The sequence below is a fragment of the Frankia sp. R82 genome, from assembly GCF_023716925.1.
GTDB lineage: Bacteria > Actinomycetota > Actinomycetes > Frankiales > Frankiaceae > Frankia.
In genome coordinates this window covers 51,042-66,375 of record NZ_JAMQQG010000210.1, presented here as the reverse complement: position 1 = coordinate 66,375, position 15,334 = coordinate 51,042, and the positions used below count along the sequence as shown (strand labels likewise).

Annotated in this window: 15 protein-coding genes and 1 pseudogene; 7 read left to right on the top strand and 9 right to left on the bottom strand. The window is 70.4% G+C overall.

What is annotated here, in order from left to right:
- Nucleotides 1-287 precede the first annotated feature (287 nt).
- Nucleotides 288-995 (top strand): metal-dependent hydrolase, encoded by a 708-nt coding sequence (locus ND747_RS17015; protein WP_251734584.1) that lies wholly within the window; start codon nt 288-290, stop codon nt 993-995.
- A 100-nt stretch (nt 996-1,095) separates the two neighbouring features.
- On the opposite strand, the gene ND747_RS17010 is transcribed toward ND747_RS17015, so the two are convergent.
- On the bottom strand, nt 1,096-2,295 hold the full coding sequence (locus ND747_RS17010) for an LLM class flavin-dependent oxidoreductase (RefSeq protein WP_251734583.1): 1,200 nt from the start codon (nt 2,293-2,295) through the stop codon (nt 1,096-1,098).
- Nucleotides 2,296-2,412: 117 nt separating this feature from the next.
- Nucleotides 2,413-3,690, bottom strand: coding sequence for an LLM class flavin-dependent oxidoreductase (locus tag ND747_RS17005; protein ID WP_251734582.1), 1,278 nt, complete (start codon nt 3,688-3,690; stop codon nt 2,413-2,415).
- Between the two features lie 1,471 nt (nt 3,691-5,161).
- Here ND747_RS17005 and ND747_RS17000 point away from each other — a divergent pair.
- Nucleotides 5,162-6,631: an alpha/beta fold hydrolase gene (locus ND747_RS17000; protein WP_251734581.1), complete on the top strand. Its 1,470-nt coding sequence runs from the start codon at nt 5,162-5,164 to the stop codon at nt 6,629-6,631.
- On the opposite strand, the gene ND747_RS16995 is transcribed toward ND747_RS17000, so the two are convergent.
- Nucleotides 6,547-7,125: a wax ester/triacylglycerol synthase domain-containing protein gene (locus ND747_RS16995; protein WP_251734580.1), complete on the bottom strand. Its 579-nt coding sequence runs from the start codon at nt 7,123-7,125 to the stop codon at nt 6,547-6,549. The two genes, ND747_RS17000 and ND747_RS16995, sit on opposite strands and share 85 nt — an antisense overlap.
- 203 nt (nt 7,126-7,328) lie before the next feature.
- Entirely contained in the window at nt 7,329-8,174 is an 846-nt protein-coding gene (locus ND747_RS16990) for a TIGR03619 family F420-dependent LLM class oxidoreductase (protein ID WP_251734579.1), read from the bottom strand.
- Nucleotides 8,175-8,465: 291 nt separating this feature from the next.
- On the opposite strand from ND747_RS16990, the gene ND747_RS16985 reads away from it, so the two are divergent.
- From ND747_RS16985 to ND747_RS16970, 4 genes and pseudogenes are all read left to right on the top strand, one after another.
- Complete coding sequence (locus ND747_RS16985; RefSeq protein WP_251734578.1) at nt 8,466-9,413, top strand: LysR family transcriptional regulator; 948 nt, start codon at nt 8,466-8,468, stop codon at nt 9,411-9,413.
- 15 nt (nt 9,414-9,428) lie between these two features.
- Nucleotides 9,429-9,677, top strand: a pseudogene (locus ND747_RS16980) (flavodoxin); the annotation flags it as partial.
- 196 nt (nt 9,678-9,873) lie between these two features.
- Entirely contained in the window at nt 9,874-10,017 is a 144-nt protein-coding gene (locus ND747_RS16975) for a hypothetical protein (protein WP_251734577.1), read from the top strand.
- 156 nt (nt 10,018-10,173) lie between these two features.
- Nucleotides 10,174-10,710, top strand: coding sequence for an aldo/keto reductase (locus ND747_RS16970; RefSeq protein WP_251734576.1), 537 nt, complete (start codon nt 10,174-10,176; stop codon nt 10,708-10,710).
- Nucleotides 10,711-10,830: 120 nt separating this feature from the next.
- Here ND747_RS16970 and ND747_RS16965 read toward each other — a convergent pair whose 3' ends face one another.
- The 4 genes from ND747_RS16965 to ND747_RS16950 form a co-directional block, all read right to left on the bottom strand.
- Nucleotides 10,831-11,232 (bottom strand): type II toxin-antitoxin system VapC family toxin, encoded by a 402-nt coding sequence (locus ND747_RS16965; protein ID WP_251734575.1) that lies wholly within the window; start codon nt 11,230-11,232, stop codon nt 10,831-10,833.
- Nucleotides 11,229-11,474, bottom strand: a complete 246-nt coding sequence (locus tag ND747_RS16960) for a hypothetical protein (RefSeq protein ID WP_251734574.1) — start codon at nt 11,472-11,474, stop codon at nt 11,229-11,231. The genes ND747_RS16965 and ND747_RS16960 overlap by 4 nt, the downstream gene beginning before the upstream one ends.
- Before the next feature lie 69 nt (nt 11,475-11,543).
- Nucleotides 11,544-11,753 carry a flavodoxin gene (locus ND747_RS16955; RefSeq protein WP_251734573.1) on the bottom strand — a complete coding sequence of 70 codons (210 nt, stop codon included), beginning with the start codon at nt 11,751-11,753 and terminating at the stop codon, nt 11,544-11,546.
- Nucleotides 11,754-11,813: 60 nt separating this feature from the next.
- Nucleotides 11,814-12,275, bottom strand: a complete 462-nt coding sequence (locus ND747_RS16950; protein WP_251734572.1) for a flavodoxin family protein — start codon at nt 12,273-12,275, stop codon at nt 11,814-11,816.
- Between the two features lie 554 nt (nt 12,276-12,829).
- On the opposite strand from ND747_RS16950, the gene ND747_RS16945 reads away from it, so the two are divergent.
- Nucleotides 12,830-14,002 (top strand): MFS transporter, encoded by a 1,173-nt coding sequence (locus ND747_RS16945; protein WP_251734571.1) that lies wholly within the window; start codon nt 12,830-12,832, stop codon nt 14,000-14,002.
- A 370-nt stretch (nt 14,003-14,372) separates the two neighbouring features.
- Here the strand turns inward: ND747_RS16945 and ND747_RS16940 are convergent, their stop codons facing one another.
- The gene (locus ND747_RS16940; RefSeq protein ID WP_251734570.1) at nt 14,373-15,212 is read right to left on the bottom strand and encodes an NAD(P)H-binding protein; all 840 of its coding nucleotides are present in this window, start codon (nt 15,210-15,212) and stop codon (nt 14,373-14,375) included.
- Between the last annotated feature and the right edge of the window lie 122 nt (nt 15,213-15,334).

Sequence of the window (15,334 nt, the reverse complement as noted above, 5' to 3'; positions counted from 1 at the left end):
CGCCAGCCCCGGCCCGCGGCCAGCCCGGCGCCCGCCGCACCCCCGATGACCGCGGCGGAGCCGATCGCCACCCGCAGATCCGGTCCGCCCGGATGTTTCGTCTCGTCCAGTGCCACGGACACCAAACTACGACCTGCGTGGACGCCGGCAGTCGGGCCCGGCGACGCGCAATCGCCTGGTGTGACGGTTGATGTCCGACCGGCGACGTCCGGGCACGTTGTCCGCCGTCCTGTCGGTACGGGGCGCTAAAGTCCCGGCGTGCTGATCAGTGAGGTCGAGTCGCGGTGATGGGTCGGACGCACGCGCTCAGCGGGGCGGTGGTGTGGTTGGCGGCCGCACCGCTGCTGGCGCGGGAGCAGTGGTGGGGGTCGCATGCGTTGTCGTTGTCGTCCGGGCAGGTGATCGCCGGTGCGGTGGTGGCCGCCGGCGCCGGGCTGCTGCCGGACATGGACCATCCCTCAGGGCGGATCGCCGGGACGCTCGGGCCGGTGTCGCGGCAGTTCTGCCGGTGGGTGAGCCGGCTCGGCGGCGGCCACCGGCATGCCACCCACTCGCTGCTGTTCGCCGTCGCCATGGGCTACGCGATGTCGATGCTGGCCATCCATTGTCGGTATGGCTGGTGGGCGGCGCTGTTCATCCTGGTCGGTTTCGGGCTGCGCGGCCTCGGCCTGGACTTCGAGGGGCACGAGTTCTGGTCCGGCCTCAAGGACTGTGCGACGGCCGCCCTCGCCGTCTGGGCCATGCACGACCTGGACATGGGGTTCGCTGGCTACCCGGTGGCCATCGGCTGCCTGGCCCATCTGCTCGGTGACTGTCTGACTCCGCGCGGCTGCCTGCTGCTGTGGCCGGTGCCCTGGCGGATGGAGACGGTGCTGGTACCCCGCACGGACGGCCGGGTGGAACGGCTGGTCGTCGTGCCCCTGCTGGCCTGCGCCGGGGTCGTGCTGACCGTCCAGGTACTCAGCGGCGGTGCCCTCTACCACTGGGTTCGCTGAGCCACTGGGCGCGCTGAACTGTGGGCGCGCTGAACTGTGGGTGTGCTGACGTGGGGCGGCCCGGGCGGGGTGGCCGCTTTCGGGCCGCCGGGGTGCCGGGTCAGGTGGCGGCGTAGCGGTTCGCGGGACGGGTCAGGCCGAGGTGGCCGCGCAGGGTGGTGGCGGTGTATCCGGTGCGGAACCGGCCGCGCGCGGCGAGCTCGGGGGCAAGCTGGCGGCTGATGGCCAGCAGGTCGTCGGGCAGGACGGCGGGACGCAGCCGGTAACCGGCGATCCCCGCGTCCTGCCAGTCCAGCAGCAGGTCGGCGAGGTCCGCCGGCGTTCCGGCGAAGATTCGCGCGTCGGAGCGGTACGGCCTGTCCAGCCGTTCGTCCAGCCGGGCCTGCCGGGCGGTGGCCTCCTCTGCGGTGTCGGCCAGCACGACGTCCAGATCGGCGAAGATCTGCAGGGACTCGCCGGCCCGCCCGGCCCGATCCTGTTCGTCGCGCACCTCGGCGACGATTGACCGCGCCTGGTCGGCGTCCACCGGGGTGACGTAGACGACGTCGGCGGCCCGGGCGGCGAAGCGGTAGGGGACGCTGGCATGCGCCAGCGCGGTGACCACCGGCTGGCCCTGCGGCGGGCGCGGGGTGATCGACGGGCCGCGCACGCTGAACCACCGGCCGGCGAAGTCGATGTGGTGCAGCTTGTCGCGGTCGACGAACCGCCCAGTGGCGACGTCGCGGATCTCGGCGTCGTCCTCCCAGCTGTCCCAGAGCCGGCGCACGACCTCGACGTAGTCGGCGGCCTCGTCGAACGAGTCGATGATGAACGCCTCGTTCTCCGGACTGGTGCGGTTGTCCAGGGTGAGCGTGACGGGCGGGCGCCGGCCGACGTGGGGGATCTCCCCGGGGCGGCCGAGCTGAACCCGCCACCCGGCGCGCCCGGTGCTGACGTAGTCCAGGGTCGCGATGGCCTTGGAGAGGTGGAACGGTTCGGTGCCCAGCGCCGATGTGCTCGGCACCAGCCCGATCCGCGAGGTCGTCGGCGCCACCCGGGAGGCGATCAGGACCGCGTCGAGGCGGCCCTGGACCCGGTCGGTGCGTCCGTCCGGACCGGAGAAACGGGCCGACTGCAGCGCGAGGGAGTCCTCGATGGTGACGAAGTCCAGCAGGCCGCGTTCGGCCTCGGCGACCAGCTCCGCCCAGTAGCCGGCGGTGAACAGCTCCTGGGGCCGCGCGTTCGGCTCCCGCCAGGCCGCCGGATGCCAGCCCGCGCCGTCCAGCGCGACGGCGAGATGCAGCGGATCGGAAGCGGTCATGAGGTCCTCTTTCGGTCTGCCGGTGCATCCGGCGGTCGGACGGCGCCTCGGAGGTCGCCGGGCGGTGGACAGTGCCGGGCCGCAGCTGGTCCTGGCCGGCGAAGGGCGCCGGGCGGATCAGCCGAGGTGGCCGCGGCGGCGCCATTCCTCGGCGAGCAGCTCGTACGAGCGGACCCGGTCGGCATGCTGGTGGGTGATGGTCGTGATGGCGAGCTCCTGCGCGCCGGTCGCCTCCAGCAGCTGCTCGAGCCGGTCGGCGACGGTGCTCGGCGAGCCGACCAACTGGGTCTCGGTGCGGTCGACGACGAGACTGCGATCCTCGTCGGTCCACACGTGCGCGGCGACCTGCTCCGGGGTCGGAAACCGGATCGCGCCGGCGCCGGTGCGAATGCTGCGCACCCACAGGCCGTAACCGGCGGCAAGGTCGGCGGCGCGGGCGTCGTCCTCGGCGACGACGACGTCCGCGGAGACGGAGATGAACGGCTCGGCGAGCGCGGCCGAGGGCCGGAAGGCCCTGCGGTAGGCGTCGACCGCGTCCAGCACGGTGCTCGGGCTGTGGTGGTAGGAGGCGGCGAAGCGCAGGCTGCGCGTCCCGGCGACCTCGGCGCTCGAACCCCCCGAGGCGCCGAGGATCCATACCTCCACCTGGGCACCTTCACCGGGGCTGGCGTGCGCCTCCTGACCGTCCGGCGCGCGGTACGTCCCGGCCAGCAACGCGAGGATCTCGTCGACCTGCGCGGCGTAGTCCGGGCTGTATGCGCCGGGCTGCTGGAGCAGCCCTGTGATCAGGCTGATCTTGGCAGGTGAGATGATTTTCGTCAGATCGACCTGCCTGGGTAGCAGCAGACCGTTCGCGGCCCGGGCCGCGGCGCTGTGATCACCGCTGCCACGGGAGGCCCGGTAGGCGCTCAACGCGGCGGCGGCGAGCTCCTGCTCGCTCGGGCGACCTGCGCCGCCGTTGTCAGTGTCGCCATTCGTCTCGTCGGCGGCACCGGCACCGGCAGGAGCGCTGCCGTTGCCCGGGGTGCCGCCGGCAGCGTCCTTCGGCGGGCGCCGGCCGAAGGAACGGCCGATACCCAGGTCGAGCCGGTCCGGATGCAGGGCCGAGATCAGGCCGAACTCCTCGACCACCGACAGCGCGGTGCGGTGACCAGCCTGCACCCCGGCCGAACCCAACCGGATCGTCGAGGTGGCCCCGGCGACCAGGGCGATGGACACCGCCGGAGACGAACCGAGCACTCCGGGATTGAGATGGTGCTCGGCGAACCAGTACCGGTGGTACCCGAGCCGCTCCGCCGCCTGCACCAGATCCACGGTGTTGCGCAGCGCCTCGCCGCTGGTCGAGCCGTCACTGAGCGGAACAAGGTCTAGGACTGCCAACGGAATCGCACTCATGGCTGGACCTTTCTTGCCGTCTTCCGAGGGACTTGCCGTCTTCCGAGGGAAGGGCGCGCACTGCCGATCGGACTGCGCGAATGCCGACCAGGCGATCAGCGCCGCCTGCGCCGGAAGCCAGGCAGCAGACGATCATGGTTCCACCGCGTGGCGAGCTCGACGGCGGGCGACCTGCGCCAGGTGACGGTGTAGGTCAGGCAGGCTGGTGGTGGCGGCGCGATGGCTGACGACGACGGGATGTGTCCCGGCCGGCCGGGGGACACAGCGCGCTGGACGAGCGGTGTAGGTCGATCTGCAACCGGCGGGTCAGGTGCCGGTGGATCTGGCGGGGCCCCCGGGAACCGGCCGCGGGCGGCAGATGGCCGGCCGGCGTGATGCGCGGATCGGCCTGGAAGGACGCGGCTGACATGTCATCCCTTCCTCGCCAGCGGACCCAACGGACCCAACGGACCCAACGGACCCAGCGGTTGGCCTGGTGCCACCGCACCGCTGCCGGCCGGGATCTCGATGCGCGCCGGACTGAACGGTGGACGGGCCTGGACCGCAGAGTAAACCTGCTGTCGGGATGAACGTAGCCCGGCGCCGGAACCTTGTCTACGGACTTGATGGGGTTCGGACCATGATGGGTTCGAACGACCAGCTCCAGGCCTGGACCGCCCGCCTCCTGACCGCCGGCACGCTTGATCGGCTCCTCGCCTGACCGGATGTCCGGTTCGTGGGCTGATCGGACGGTGATGACGGTCTTGTCGACCTGGTCCTCCTTCTTCGGGCGACGGTGGGCGTCGACGATGTCGTCAAGGGTGAACGTCAAGGCTGAACATGGTGTCGTCGGAAACCTCTGTGCCGATACCATCAGCAGTCACGGCTACGACACCCGCCTCGACGCTTTTCTCGTCGCTGGGTTACGCCTGCCGACATGGGCTGCGGACAGAACGCACGACGCGGTCCACGAGCTCCTGTGTGGCCATGGTCCGGGAACATTCCGCCTATACGCGAACGGCCGAGTGGTTCCCTCGAGGGGGAAATCTCCAAATCCCTCGCGCGTCGCCGCTGTCGGGTCGAGAGTCGCTCCTCCAGTGATCGGGATCCGTATTGCGGGCGCATGACAGAAGAATGTCCTATTCTCGCGAGCCATGATTATCTGCCCGGGATCGATGGTTTTCTCGCGATCGTTGGTGTGGGGCTACTGATGCCTTGTGGACGTTCCGTTCCGCCCGGTCGCCGAGCCCGTCGCGTGGGGACGGCGCTGGTGCTGTGTGCTGTGGCGGCCACCGCCGTCGGCTGCGGCTCCCCGGCCCCGACGCGGCTCCGGGATGCCGTCCGTGCCAGCCCGATGGTGCCGGCACTCACGACGCGGCCATCCGATCTGCCAGCGCCCGTCGGGCAGCGGCCGAGCGCCGGGGCGCAGCCCGCGGCGACGGCCACGGCCGCCTCCGGCGGCACGCCGTCAGTTCCCCCTGGAACGCAGATCGTGACGCGCGACGGCACGACTCTGACGGCCAGCGTTGTCATCCCGTCGGGCTCCGGGCGCCATCCACTCGCGGTGATTCCAGCCCCCTGGGGATTTGCGGAGACGACCTTCGAAAGCCAGGCGGCCGACCTGTCCCGGCGGGGCTACGTCGTCATCACCTACAACACCCGGGGCTTCTACAGCTCCGGCGGAACGGTGGATCTCGCCGGGCCGCAGGACGTCTCCGATGTCTCGGACGTCATCACCTGGGCGCTCGCCCATACCCCGGCCGACCCGACGCGGATCGCCGCCGCCGGGCTGTCCTACGGCGCCGGCATCGCGCTGCTCGCCGCGGGTGCCGACCCCCGGATCGGGGCGGTCGCGTCCCTGAGCGGTTGGACCGACTTCGGCCTTTCGCTCTACGCCGCGAACACCCGACACAAGGCCGCAGTGAACCTGCTGACGACCCTGCAGTCGCTCACCGGGCGGCGGGGGGACGAGGTGAGCGAGCTGTTGGACGACTACCGCGCGTTCCGGAACATGCCGCAGGTGCTGGACTGGGCCAGGCCCCGCGGGGTCGCCAGCGATCTCGACGCCCTCAACAGGCGCCGTCCCGCGATCTTCATGGCGGCGGCCTACGGCGACAACTTCTTCTCGCCCGTCCCGCAGATCGGCTTCTTCAACCAGCTCACCGGCCCCAAGGCCCTGCGGCTCGCCCCCGGCGACCACGGGACCAACGAGATCGGTGGTCTGCTCGGCTTCCCCAACGCGCTGTGGTCGTCCGCATGGGACTGGTTCGACCGCTACCTGCGCCCCGACTCGCTGGCGGCGCGGGCCCCCGCCCCAGCCGCGGTGCAGCTCACGACCGACGGCGGAGCGATCGAAACGTACTCCGACTGGGACGCTGTCACCCGTTCCCGCGCGACCCTGCGTCTTGGTCCGGCGTGGGCCGGCACGGGCTCGCTGTCGGCGACGGCTGCCACCGGCACCTGGTCGACCACGATCCGGTCCGGGCAGGACACCACCGCGAACGCCGGCACCATCCTGATCACCAGGGCTCTCCAGGAGATCACGCACCTGCCGCCGCTGCTGGATCTCGCCACGGTGGACCGGCGTGACGGCGCCGTGTGGCAGACCGGCCCGAACCCCGCGACGCAACGGATCCGTGGCGTCCCCACCCTGCACCTCACCCTGACCCCGAACGTCGACTCGGGCACCGTGGTCGCCTACCTCTACGACACCGGGCCCACCGACGTTGCCACGATCATCAGCAAGGCGGTGTACAGCTACTACGAGGCAACACCCGGCAGGCCCCTCGCGACGACCCTGACCTTCGACCCGGTCGCCCGGGACGTGCCGTTCGGTCACCACCTCAGCCTGGTCGTCGACACCAAGGACGACCTCTACTACGACCTGGACCGCTCGGAGGGCACCGTCGCGTTCGGCTCGCCCGCCGCCGACCCGTCGGTACTCACCGTTCCGCTCGGGTGAGCCCGTCCGCCCGTGGCTGTCCGCCCGTGGCGGTCCGTCCGCGGCCACGGGGACGGACCGCCACAGCGAGGCCAGACCGCGGCGGAGGCGGCTTGGGCCAGGATCCGGGGCGACGCGGACAGCCGGTGCGGCGCCTGGTACATGACGGCACCGTCCTGGTGGATGTGGCTGAGCCGGTAGACGATGGCGACCCGCTCGGGGGAATGCCCGTGTAGCAGCCGGAGCCGCCACAGCGGGCGGTCCGGGTCGAGTGGCCGGGCGGCGATCCGGTCCAGCGCCGCCGGTAGGCCGTCCTTCCCGCTGCCGGTGGGCAGCGTCTCGGAGCCGACGTGGTAGTCGAGGCCCAGCGCGCGGTCCAGTTCCCAGACGGGCTCCTGTCCGGTCACGGTCGGCCGGGAGAGGCGTTCGGCGAGCGCCGGGGCCTCGCGTAACCGGTGCGCCACGTGTGCGCGCAGGTCCTCGACAGCAAGGGTGGGGTCGTGAACGTACAGCACCACTTCGACGGTGGCTGTTGTCGGATGGCAGCGATGGCTATCTCCTGGTCGGACACGGTGCCGTACATGCGACGGGTTCCACTACCCGGCGTTCGACGCGACCGAGCCTGACTGCTGTGGCCGAAACGCTCGGCCTCATGATCGGATCGTGAGTGGCACCGCCGTGACCAGGACTGACGCGGCCCTCGACGAGCCGACCCAGGTCAGCGGGGGAGGGAGGCGTGCCGTTCCAGGAAGGCGGCGACGTCACGCTCCGATTCGATCGGCAGCGGATACACGATGAGACGATCGACTCCGAGATCGGCGTACCGGCGAGCTGAGTCGGCATCGATCTCGACCGGATCAAGCTGCATGTAGATGATCTCCAGTCGGCCGAGCCGGGCCGGGCGCTCGATCTCAGCCGCCGCGGCGGCGAGTCCGGACAGGTGGGCGGCAAGGTCGGCGGCCGTGCCGTTGCCGAACCATCCGTGCCCGCGAGCGACCGCGCGCCGGTAGGCGGCGGCGCTGTGGCCGCCGATCACGACTCGCGGGCCGTGCGGGCGCACCGGCCGCGGGTACGCGTCGATGTTCCTGAACGAGACGTGCCGCCCTTCGTAGGAGGGCAGGGGATCGAGCCAGAGCGATGTCATCGCGTCGAGATACTCGTCCGTTCGGCGGCCGCGCCCGGCCATCGGCACCCCGATGGCGGTCATCTCCGGTTCCAGGTAGCCGGCGCCGACGCCGAGCAGCACCCGTCCTCCGCTCAGTACGTCCAGGCTCGCCACCTGCTTGGCCAGAACCAGCGGGTTGCGCTGGGGAAGGATGATGACCCCGGTGCCCAATTCGAGCTGCCTGGTGGCCGCGGCCACGTAGGTCAGGTGTACCAGGGGGTCGAGGATCGGGTCCGTGGCCTCCATCGGCGATGCCGGCACCCGCGGGCTGGGCAGGACGACATGCTCACCGGCCCACCAGGAGCGGTACCCCAGCTCCTCGGCCAGCCGAGCCAGCCGGACAGTTGCCTCCGGGCCGGCTGTCGCCTTCGCGTTGAGTCCATATACACCGAGTTCCATGCTCACACTCCTCGAAAGTTCCGGTGGTCGTCCCCTGCCGCGCTTCAGCCGGTCGGAAGCCATGGCCAGCCCCGCCGCGCCGCCAGCTGCAGGGCGGGCGGCGGCGAGCATCCAGGACCTGGTTCGGCTTCCTCCGCGGGACCCGGGCCAGCCGGCTGGCCCGGGTCGTGGACGAGTGCCGGCATGATGTTTCCCTGGGGACTGGACAGAGGGAGCGGTCAGGGGCCCCGGCAGACCACCCTGCCGGGCTCCTCTCCGCCGGTCCAAGACCCGTTGCTATAACCAGTGGTTATGGATGTGCACGGCCGGGACCTGCGTTACTTCGTGGCAGTCGCCGAGGAGCAGAGTTTCACCCGGGCAGCGAGGCGGCTGTTCATCTCGCAGCCGGCGTTGAGCAAGCAGATCCGCCAGCTGGAGCAGTCGTTGCGGACCGTCCTGTTCGTCCGGGACCGGCGGACGATCCGGCTGACCCCCGCCGGAGAGGCGCTGCTGCCGCACGCCCGGCGGCTCACCGAGAACTGGGAAACGGCGCTGCTCGCAGTCTCGGAGGCGTCAGCCCAGGCCGGGGCGACGGTGCGGGTGGGATTTCAGACGCGGATCGGTCGCGGGCTCATTCCAGCCGTCGCCGCGCGAATGAACCAGCGGCTTCCCGGTTGGAGGCTGGACTTCCGCCAGGTCTCCTGGGCCGACCCCACGGTTGGCCTGGCCCGCGGCGAGGTGGACGTCGCGATCGCCTGGCTGCCCGTGCCCGACACGGGTGCGCTCTCCTGGCGGGTCGTGGCCCGTGAGGATGTCTGGGTCGCACTCGCGCCCCGCCACCGGCTGGCCGGCCTGTGCACGGTGCCCTTCGCCGATCTCGTTGACGAGCCCTTCATCGCGCTACCCAGGACGGCCGGCGCCCAGCGGGATTTCTGGCTCGGGGCAGCCGCCCGGCGGTCCCCGGCCGTTGTCGCTGGGGAAGCCGAGACCGCCGAGGAGTCGTTTGAGGCGGTCGCCTCCGGATCAGGGATCGCCCTGCTCTCCGCCGGCAACGCCGAGATCTACCGCCGCGACGACGTCGTCTGCCGGCCGGTCAGCGGACTCCCGCCCAGCGAACTGGCCGTCGTGTGGCGAACGGTCGACAACCGACCGTTCGTCGACGTCTTCGCCGACATCTGCCGCGCCTGCTCCCGTCCCGAGGTCCTGGCCAACCAGGCGGGCAAGCCAGCGCCTCGAGCCGGACTGTGGCCCTCAGAGTGAGATTGTCGTGACCAGGCTTCGCGACATTTCTTCGACCAGGCCTGTTACCCCTGTTTGGACGCCACCGTTGGCAGCCCTTACGCGCTGTATGTGCATGGCAACAACGACACGATGGGTGCGGTGCGGGTGATGGAGTCGATCGCTAGCGGCCTGCGCTGGCGGCGGTTGCGCGAGCCGGTGACGGTGATCGGTACCCCGGACGCGAAGGGCCGGGAGGCCTGCTGGGAGCTGGGCGCCGGCACGGCGGCGAGCCTGATGCCGTAGCGCTCGGGTCTGGTGGGGCACCGACCATGCGTTCATGCGCCATGCATGAACGCATGGTAGCGTGGACAGATGAGCGAGTCCGCCGACCTGGGCATCGTCCAGGTGCGCGATGTCGATCCGACGACTCTGGCGGTCCTGCGCGAACGGGCCAGATCGCTCGGTCAGTCGCTGTCCGGGTACTTGCGGGACCTGATGGATGCTGACGCGGCCACACCTCGCGGCGCTTGCGGAACGCTGGGCCAGCCTGGCCAGCCGAGACACCTACTCGCTCGGCCTGCGCAACCTCGTTGACGGGTTTCTCCGAAACCTGCCAGACCGCGGCGAACCCGACCGTGCATAGCAGGACCGGGTACGACTGCCATCCAGTCGTTCTCGTCGACGCATCGCGACCCGGACACCGGGTGGGTGGCAGACGAGGGGGAGAACGAGATGCAGACACGAACTCTGGGAAGCACCGGCCCGGTGGTGTCCGGCCTGGGGCCTGGGTGCGATGGGCATGGTGGGTGTCCACGGCGAGGCGGACCGCTCGGTGAGCATCGCCGCCGTGCACGCCGCTCTGGATGCCGACGTCACGCTGATCGACACGGGTGACTTCCACGCCATGGGCCACAACGAGCTGCCGCTCGCCGAAGCGCTGTGTGGCCGGGAACGCGACAGTTACCAGTTGAGCGTCACGTTCGGCATGCTGCGGACACCGGGCCAGTGCTTCGGCGGCGTCGACGCCCGTCCCGCCGCGGTGAAGAACGTCCTGGCCTACTCGCTAACCCGGCTGGGCACCGACCACATCGGCCTATACCGTCCTGGCCGCCTCGGCCCCGCGGTGCCAATCGAGGACACCGTGGGCGCGATCAGAGAGATGATCGACGCTGGTCATGTGCGCTACCTCGGCCTCTCGGAGGTCGACGCGGCGACTGTCCGCCGGGCGCACGCCGTGCATCCGGCCACCGACCTGCAGATCGAGTACTCGCTGTTCTCCCGCGCGGTGGAGCGGGACGTCCTGTCCACGCTGCGGGAGCTCGGCGTCGGGAACTGACCGTGGCGGCAGCCTGGGGAGGGTCGTCAGTCTCACCTGACGTGTCAGCGCATTGCAGAACCAGGTCGCCTCAAGGGGACTGGGCCCGTTGGTCACCCCAGCGAAGCGGGCCCGCTTCGGCTATCGGGTGACGATGACCGTCGCGCGGTGTCCGGCAGCGTTCTTGAGCTTGGTGTCGCCGGTGAGCAGGTCGCAGCCGAGTGCTTCGGCGAGTGCGATGTAGGCGGCGTCGTAGGCGCCGAGGTTGTGCCGCAGTTCCCATATCCGGGGGTGGTAGGGCCAGACCGGATGACGGGTGATCCGCAGGCGCGCGTAGTCAGCCAGCATCTGCTCGCCGCGATGATCGGTGATCTTCTTTCCGGCGGCGAGCCCGCGGACCGTTGACGCGACCTCGACGTCGAGATGGTGCGGGGCGTGCAACGTACGCGGGGCGGACAGACGGTGCCGCAGCACCTCGTCGCCATTGCGGGCGGACAGCGCATCAATGACGAGCGAGCAGTCAACCACGTACGTGAGGGTCAACGCCGCCCCTCGTCGCGCGCCGCGAGGATGTCGTCCATGGTGAGCTCCACCGGTTCCCGGTCGCGGGCGATGCGGGCGATGACCTCGGCGTTGGTTTCCGTGGCCGCGTCAGCATCCATCAGGTCCCGCAAGTACCCGGACAGCGACTGACCGAGCGATCTGGCCCGTTCGCGCAGGACCGCCAGAGTCGTCGGATCGACATCGCGCACCTGGACGATGCCCAGGTCGGCGGACTCGCTCATCTGTCCACGCTACCATGCGTTCATGCATGGCGCATGAACGCATGGTCGGTGCCCCACCAGACCCGAGCGCTACGGCATCAGGCTCGCCGCCGTGCCGGCGCCCAGCTCCCAGCAGGCCTCCCGGCCCTTCGCGTCCGGGGTACCGATCACCGTCACCGGCTCGCGCAACCGCCGCCAGCGCAGGCCGCTAGCGATCGACTCCATCACCCGCACCGCACCCATCGTGTCGTTGTTGCCATGCACATACAGCGCGTAAGGGCTGCCAACGGTGGCGTCCAAACAGGGGTAATGGGTCTGGTCGAAGAACTTGCACAAAGTCGCGTGCGTCGAATGGTTACGCTACGTGTCCGCGAGTGTGGCCGCCACGGTCGCCCCCAACTCCCAGCATGCTTCGCGGGTAGCGGTGTCGAGCGCTCCCACCACCGTCAGCGGCTCCCGCAGGCGCCTCCACCGCAGCCCCGTAGTGATCGTCTCTACCGACCGCACGGCGCCCGTGGTGTCGCTGCCTCCGTGGACGTAGAGGGCATACGGCCGACCGACGGTTGCTTCGAGGCAAGGATAATACACACCATCAAAAAAGTGCTTCAAAGCCCCCGACATATAACCGATATTGGCTGGGGTACCGAGAATATATCCGTCGGCGGCCAGGACATCCGAGGCAGTTGCCGAGAGTGCCGGCCGAACCTCAACCTCCACGCCCTCAATTTCATCCGCCCGAGCGCCCGACAGCACGGCCTCCAGCATATCCTGCATGGTCGGGGACGGGGTGTGCTGGACCACCAGCAGCTTCGACACAGGCATATCCTACCAAGCCGAGCTGAAGGCCCTTGACGATTTGACGAATCGTCGCGCCAGCGGTCGGTGCCGGCGAGCGCTTGTGTCAAATGCGGCGTGACCGTGCGACGCATGCGACTTTCGGCGAGTTCTGTGATCAGGTGTATTACTCCTGCCTGGAAGCAGCTGTCGGTCGGCGGTGCGCCCTGTACGTCCACGGTGGCTCCGACACGACGGGTGCGGTCCGCAGCGTGGAAACGATCGTCGCCGGTCTGAAACGGAAGCGCCTGCGCGATCCGGTGACGACGCTCGGCACGCCGAATGCTAAAGATCGAGAGGCGTGCTGGGAGCTGGGGCTACGGTTGCTACGAGTCTGCTGCTGCAGCTGACCGGAAATCGCTCCGTCAACGACCACCCTCCAGCGTCGCGAGCAGGGCGGCCGGCCGGGTGGCGCGGTCGCCGGTTCGAGGCCGTCAGCAGGGGCGTGGCACAGGACGGGTGTTGTGGCGGTCGAAGCCGCGGGGGATGGGGAAGGATCACGCAATCACTCCCGCGGGCCGGGTGTGCTGCACGGTGAACCCATGAGCAGTCAGATCTCCGACCGTCGGTCGGTCGACGGAGCCGGCGCACCGGCGGCGACCCTGCTGCCGGTGATCGCCCTCGCGTCGGGGACGACCGCGCTCGTGACGAGTGAGTTCCTTCCCGCGGGTGTGCTGCCGACGATGGCCTCGGACATCGGTGTCAGCGACGGTGTCGCTGGCCTGGCGATCGCGGTCACCGCGATCGCCGGTGCCGTCACCGCCCCCACCGTCGCGCTTGTGCTCCCGCGAACCAGCCGGCGCACGGTGCTCGTCGCGCTGCTGGCCGCCGGTGCGGTCGCCGATCTCGCCGTGTCACTTGCCCCGGATTTCGCCGTCCTGTTGCTGGGCCGGCTCCTGCTCGGTATCGCCCTCGCCGGCTTCTGGTCGTTCGCCTTCGGGGCGGGGACGACGGTTGTGCCCGGCAGGCCGCGGGTCGTGTCGACCGCGCTCGCGTTCGGGGTGAGCCTCGCGACGGCGCTGGGCGTGCCGCTCGCCGCGCTCGTCGGCAACGGCGTCGGCTGGCGGGCCGCGTTCGTCGGCGCGGGCGCCATCTGCGTTCTCTCCGCGGCCTGGCTGGCCGGTGTCCTACCGCCGGTTCCGGCGCATCCGTCGGCTGGCCTGCCGATGCTGCGCAGAGCGGTCGGGAACCGGCGGCTCATGGCGGGAATCGGATGCGTCGGCCTGGTCGCGTTCGGGAACTTTGCCAGCTACCCCTACATCAGACTCGCCATCGAGCGGGTGAGCTCCCACCACACGCCATGGCTGCTGGTCGGCTGGGGCCTCGGTGGCATGGTGGGCAATGTCCTTGCCGGCGCGTTCGCCGCGAGACTGCGGCTGCTTGCGGCCGCGGCACCGGTCCTGCTGGGGGTGGCCCTGTTGGTCACTGCCGTGGCAGGCTCCTCCGGCCCGCTCGCGATCGGGATCGTGCTGTGGGGTTTCGCGTTCAACATGATCCCGGTCGCCACTCAGCTGTGGGTCAGCAGAGTCGAGCCGGACAGCGTCGAGTCGGCGGTGTCGCTCCAGGTCACGGCGTTCCAGGTGGCGATCACAGTGGGCGCGGTGGTCGGCGGAGTGCTGCTCGACGCGCGGGGCGCGCAGTTTCCGCTACTCATGGGTGCCGCAGCAGCGCTTGCCGGTGGTGTCGGCTTCGGGCTCCTACGCGTGCCCGCCTGAGAGCTGCGCCGGGACCTCACCCACCGCGGCGCGCCTCACCGCGGTGAGGCGGTGTACTCGTCCCTGTGTACCTCATCGGGCTGGGCGGGTCCCGGGTCAGGCACGGCCAGCAGGTCGCCGACTAGGCAGACGCGGCGGCGCGCGAGGCCTGCTGGGAACTCGGGGCGACGGTCGCCGCCAACCTGATGGACAGCTGACGCCCGATCGCGGCTCGGCACCGATGCTCCCGGGCTGGCCTGGTGACGATCGGATGGACGCGCCAGGCCGTTGTTGATCGCAGGCTGGCTCGCGATCAGCCACTACACCATGATCCGGATCGGCAGGTTCGTGCGATGGTCGCCGCGCCGTCCGGGTCGGTGCGGCGGTGGGGTCAGCGGAAGGCGCCGACGTTGTCCCGAGCCCAGAGTGCGAACGTCCGGCCGGGTCGGCCGAGCACAGCACCGAGGTCGGGGCCGACGGTGGTCTCCTCGGCGGTCGGACTTCCCAGAACGGTCAGGGTGTCGTCGGCGATGGCGGCCGGCATCCATTCGGCCATCTGCTCACGGGCCTGCGCGGGGGAGATCTCGACGAAGGTCACCGGCTCACCGAGGGCTGCGCCGAGTGCCGCCGCCCGGTCACGCGGCGAGATCGAGGGCCCGGCCAGGACGTAGATCTGGCCGGCGTGGCGCGGGTCCAGCAGGGCGGCGGCCGCGACGTCGGCCAGGTCGGCCGGATCGACGGAGGGGAGGGCGATGTCGCCGAACGGCGCGAACACCGTCCGCTGCGCCGCTACGGAGGGCGCCCAGGCGAGCGCATTGGAGTGGAAGCCACCCGGTCGCAGAATGGTCCACTGCAGGTCCGACCCGGTGACGGCATCCTCGAGCGTCCGGAACCCGTCGTAGGCCGACAGCGTCGGACGGGTGCCGGCGGCCACCGATGACAGGAGCACCAGCCGGCGGACACCGGCGGCCTTGGTAGCGCCCAGGATCGCCGCCGCGTCGAGACCATCGCCGGAACCGTGGACGAGTAGAAACAGCGCGTCGGCTCCTTCAAGAACGGGGGCCAGGCTGTCGGGGGCAGCGAGGTCGGCGCGGACGGCGGTGAGCCCGGCCCCGGCGGGAAGGGGCGCCGAGGCGCCTCGAGACACAGCGGTCACTGGCTGGCCGGCGGCAATCAAACTCTTGGTGAGGGGACGGCCGATGTTGCCGGTAGCGCCGGTCACGACGATCACAGGGGTACCTCCGGGCTGGGGTTCGGACTGACCCGGGACACGCTACGGTCATGTGGGTAGCAGGTTCCCCATGGAAAGTGACTGGCGTCGGAGCCAGTACGACAGCCACTGCCGAGACAACG

Excerpts from the sequence above, each read along its gene's own strand:
- ND747_RS16985 (WP_251734578.1), top strand. The coding sequence starts at position 8,466 with ATGGATGTGCACGGCCGGGACCTGCGTTACTTCGTGGCAGTCGCCGAG.
- ND747_RS16960 (WP_251734574.1), bottom strand. The coding sequence starts at position 11,474 with ATGAGCGAGTCCGCCGACCTGGGCATCGTCCAGGTGCGCGATGTCGAT.
- ND747_RS16990 (WP_251734579.1), bottom strand. The coding sequence starts at position 8,174 with ATGGAACTCGGTGTATATGGACTCAACGCGAAGGCGACAGCCGGCCCG.
- ND747_RS16975 (WP_251734577.1), top strand. The coding sequence starts at position 9,874 with ATGCTGACGCGGCCACACCTCGCGGCGCTTGCGGAACGCTGGGCCAGC.
- ND747_RS16945 (WP_251734571.1), top strand. The coding sequence starts at position 12,830 with ATGAGCAGTCAGATCTCCGACCGTCGGTCGGTCGACGGAGCCGGCGCA.
- ND747_RS17010 (WP_251734583.1), bottom strand. The coding sequence starts at position 2,295 with ATGACCGCTTCCGATCCGCTGCATCTCGCCGTCGCGCTGGACGGCGCG.
- ND747_RS17015 (WP_251734584.1), top strand. The coding sequence starts at position 288 with ATGGGTCGGACGCACGCGCTCAGCGGGGCGGTGGTGTGGTTGGCGGCC.
- ND747_RS17005 (WP_251734582.1), bottom strand. The coding sequence starts at position 3,690 with ATGAGTGCGATTCCGTTGGCAGTCCTAGACCTTGTTCCGCTCAGTGAC.
- ND747_RS16970 (WP_251734576.1), top strand. The coding sequence starts at position 10,174 with ATGGTGGGTGTCCACGGCGAGGCGGACCGCTCGGTGAGCATCGCCGCC.
- ND747_RS16950 (WP_251734572.1), bottom strand. The coding sequence starts at position 12,275 with ATGCCTGTGTCGAAGCTGCTGGTGGTCCAGCACACCCCGTCCCCGACC.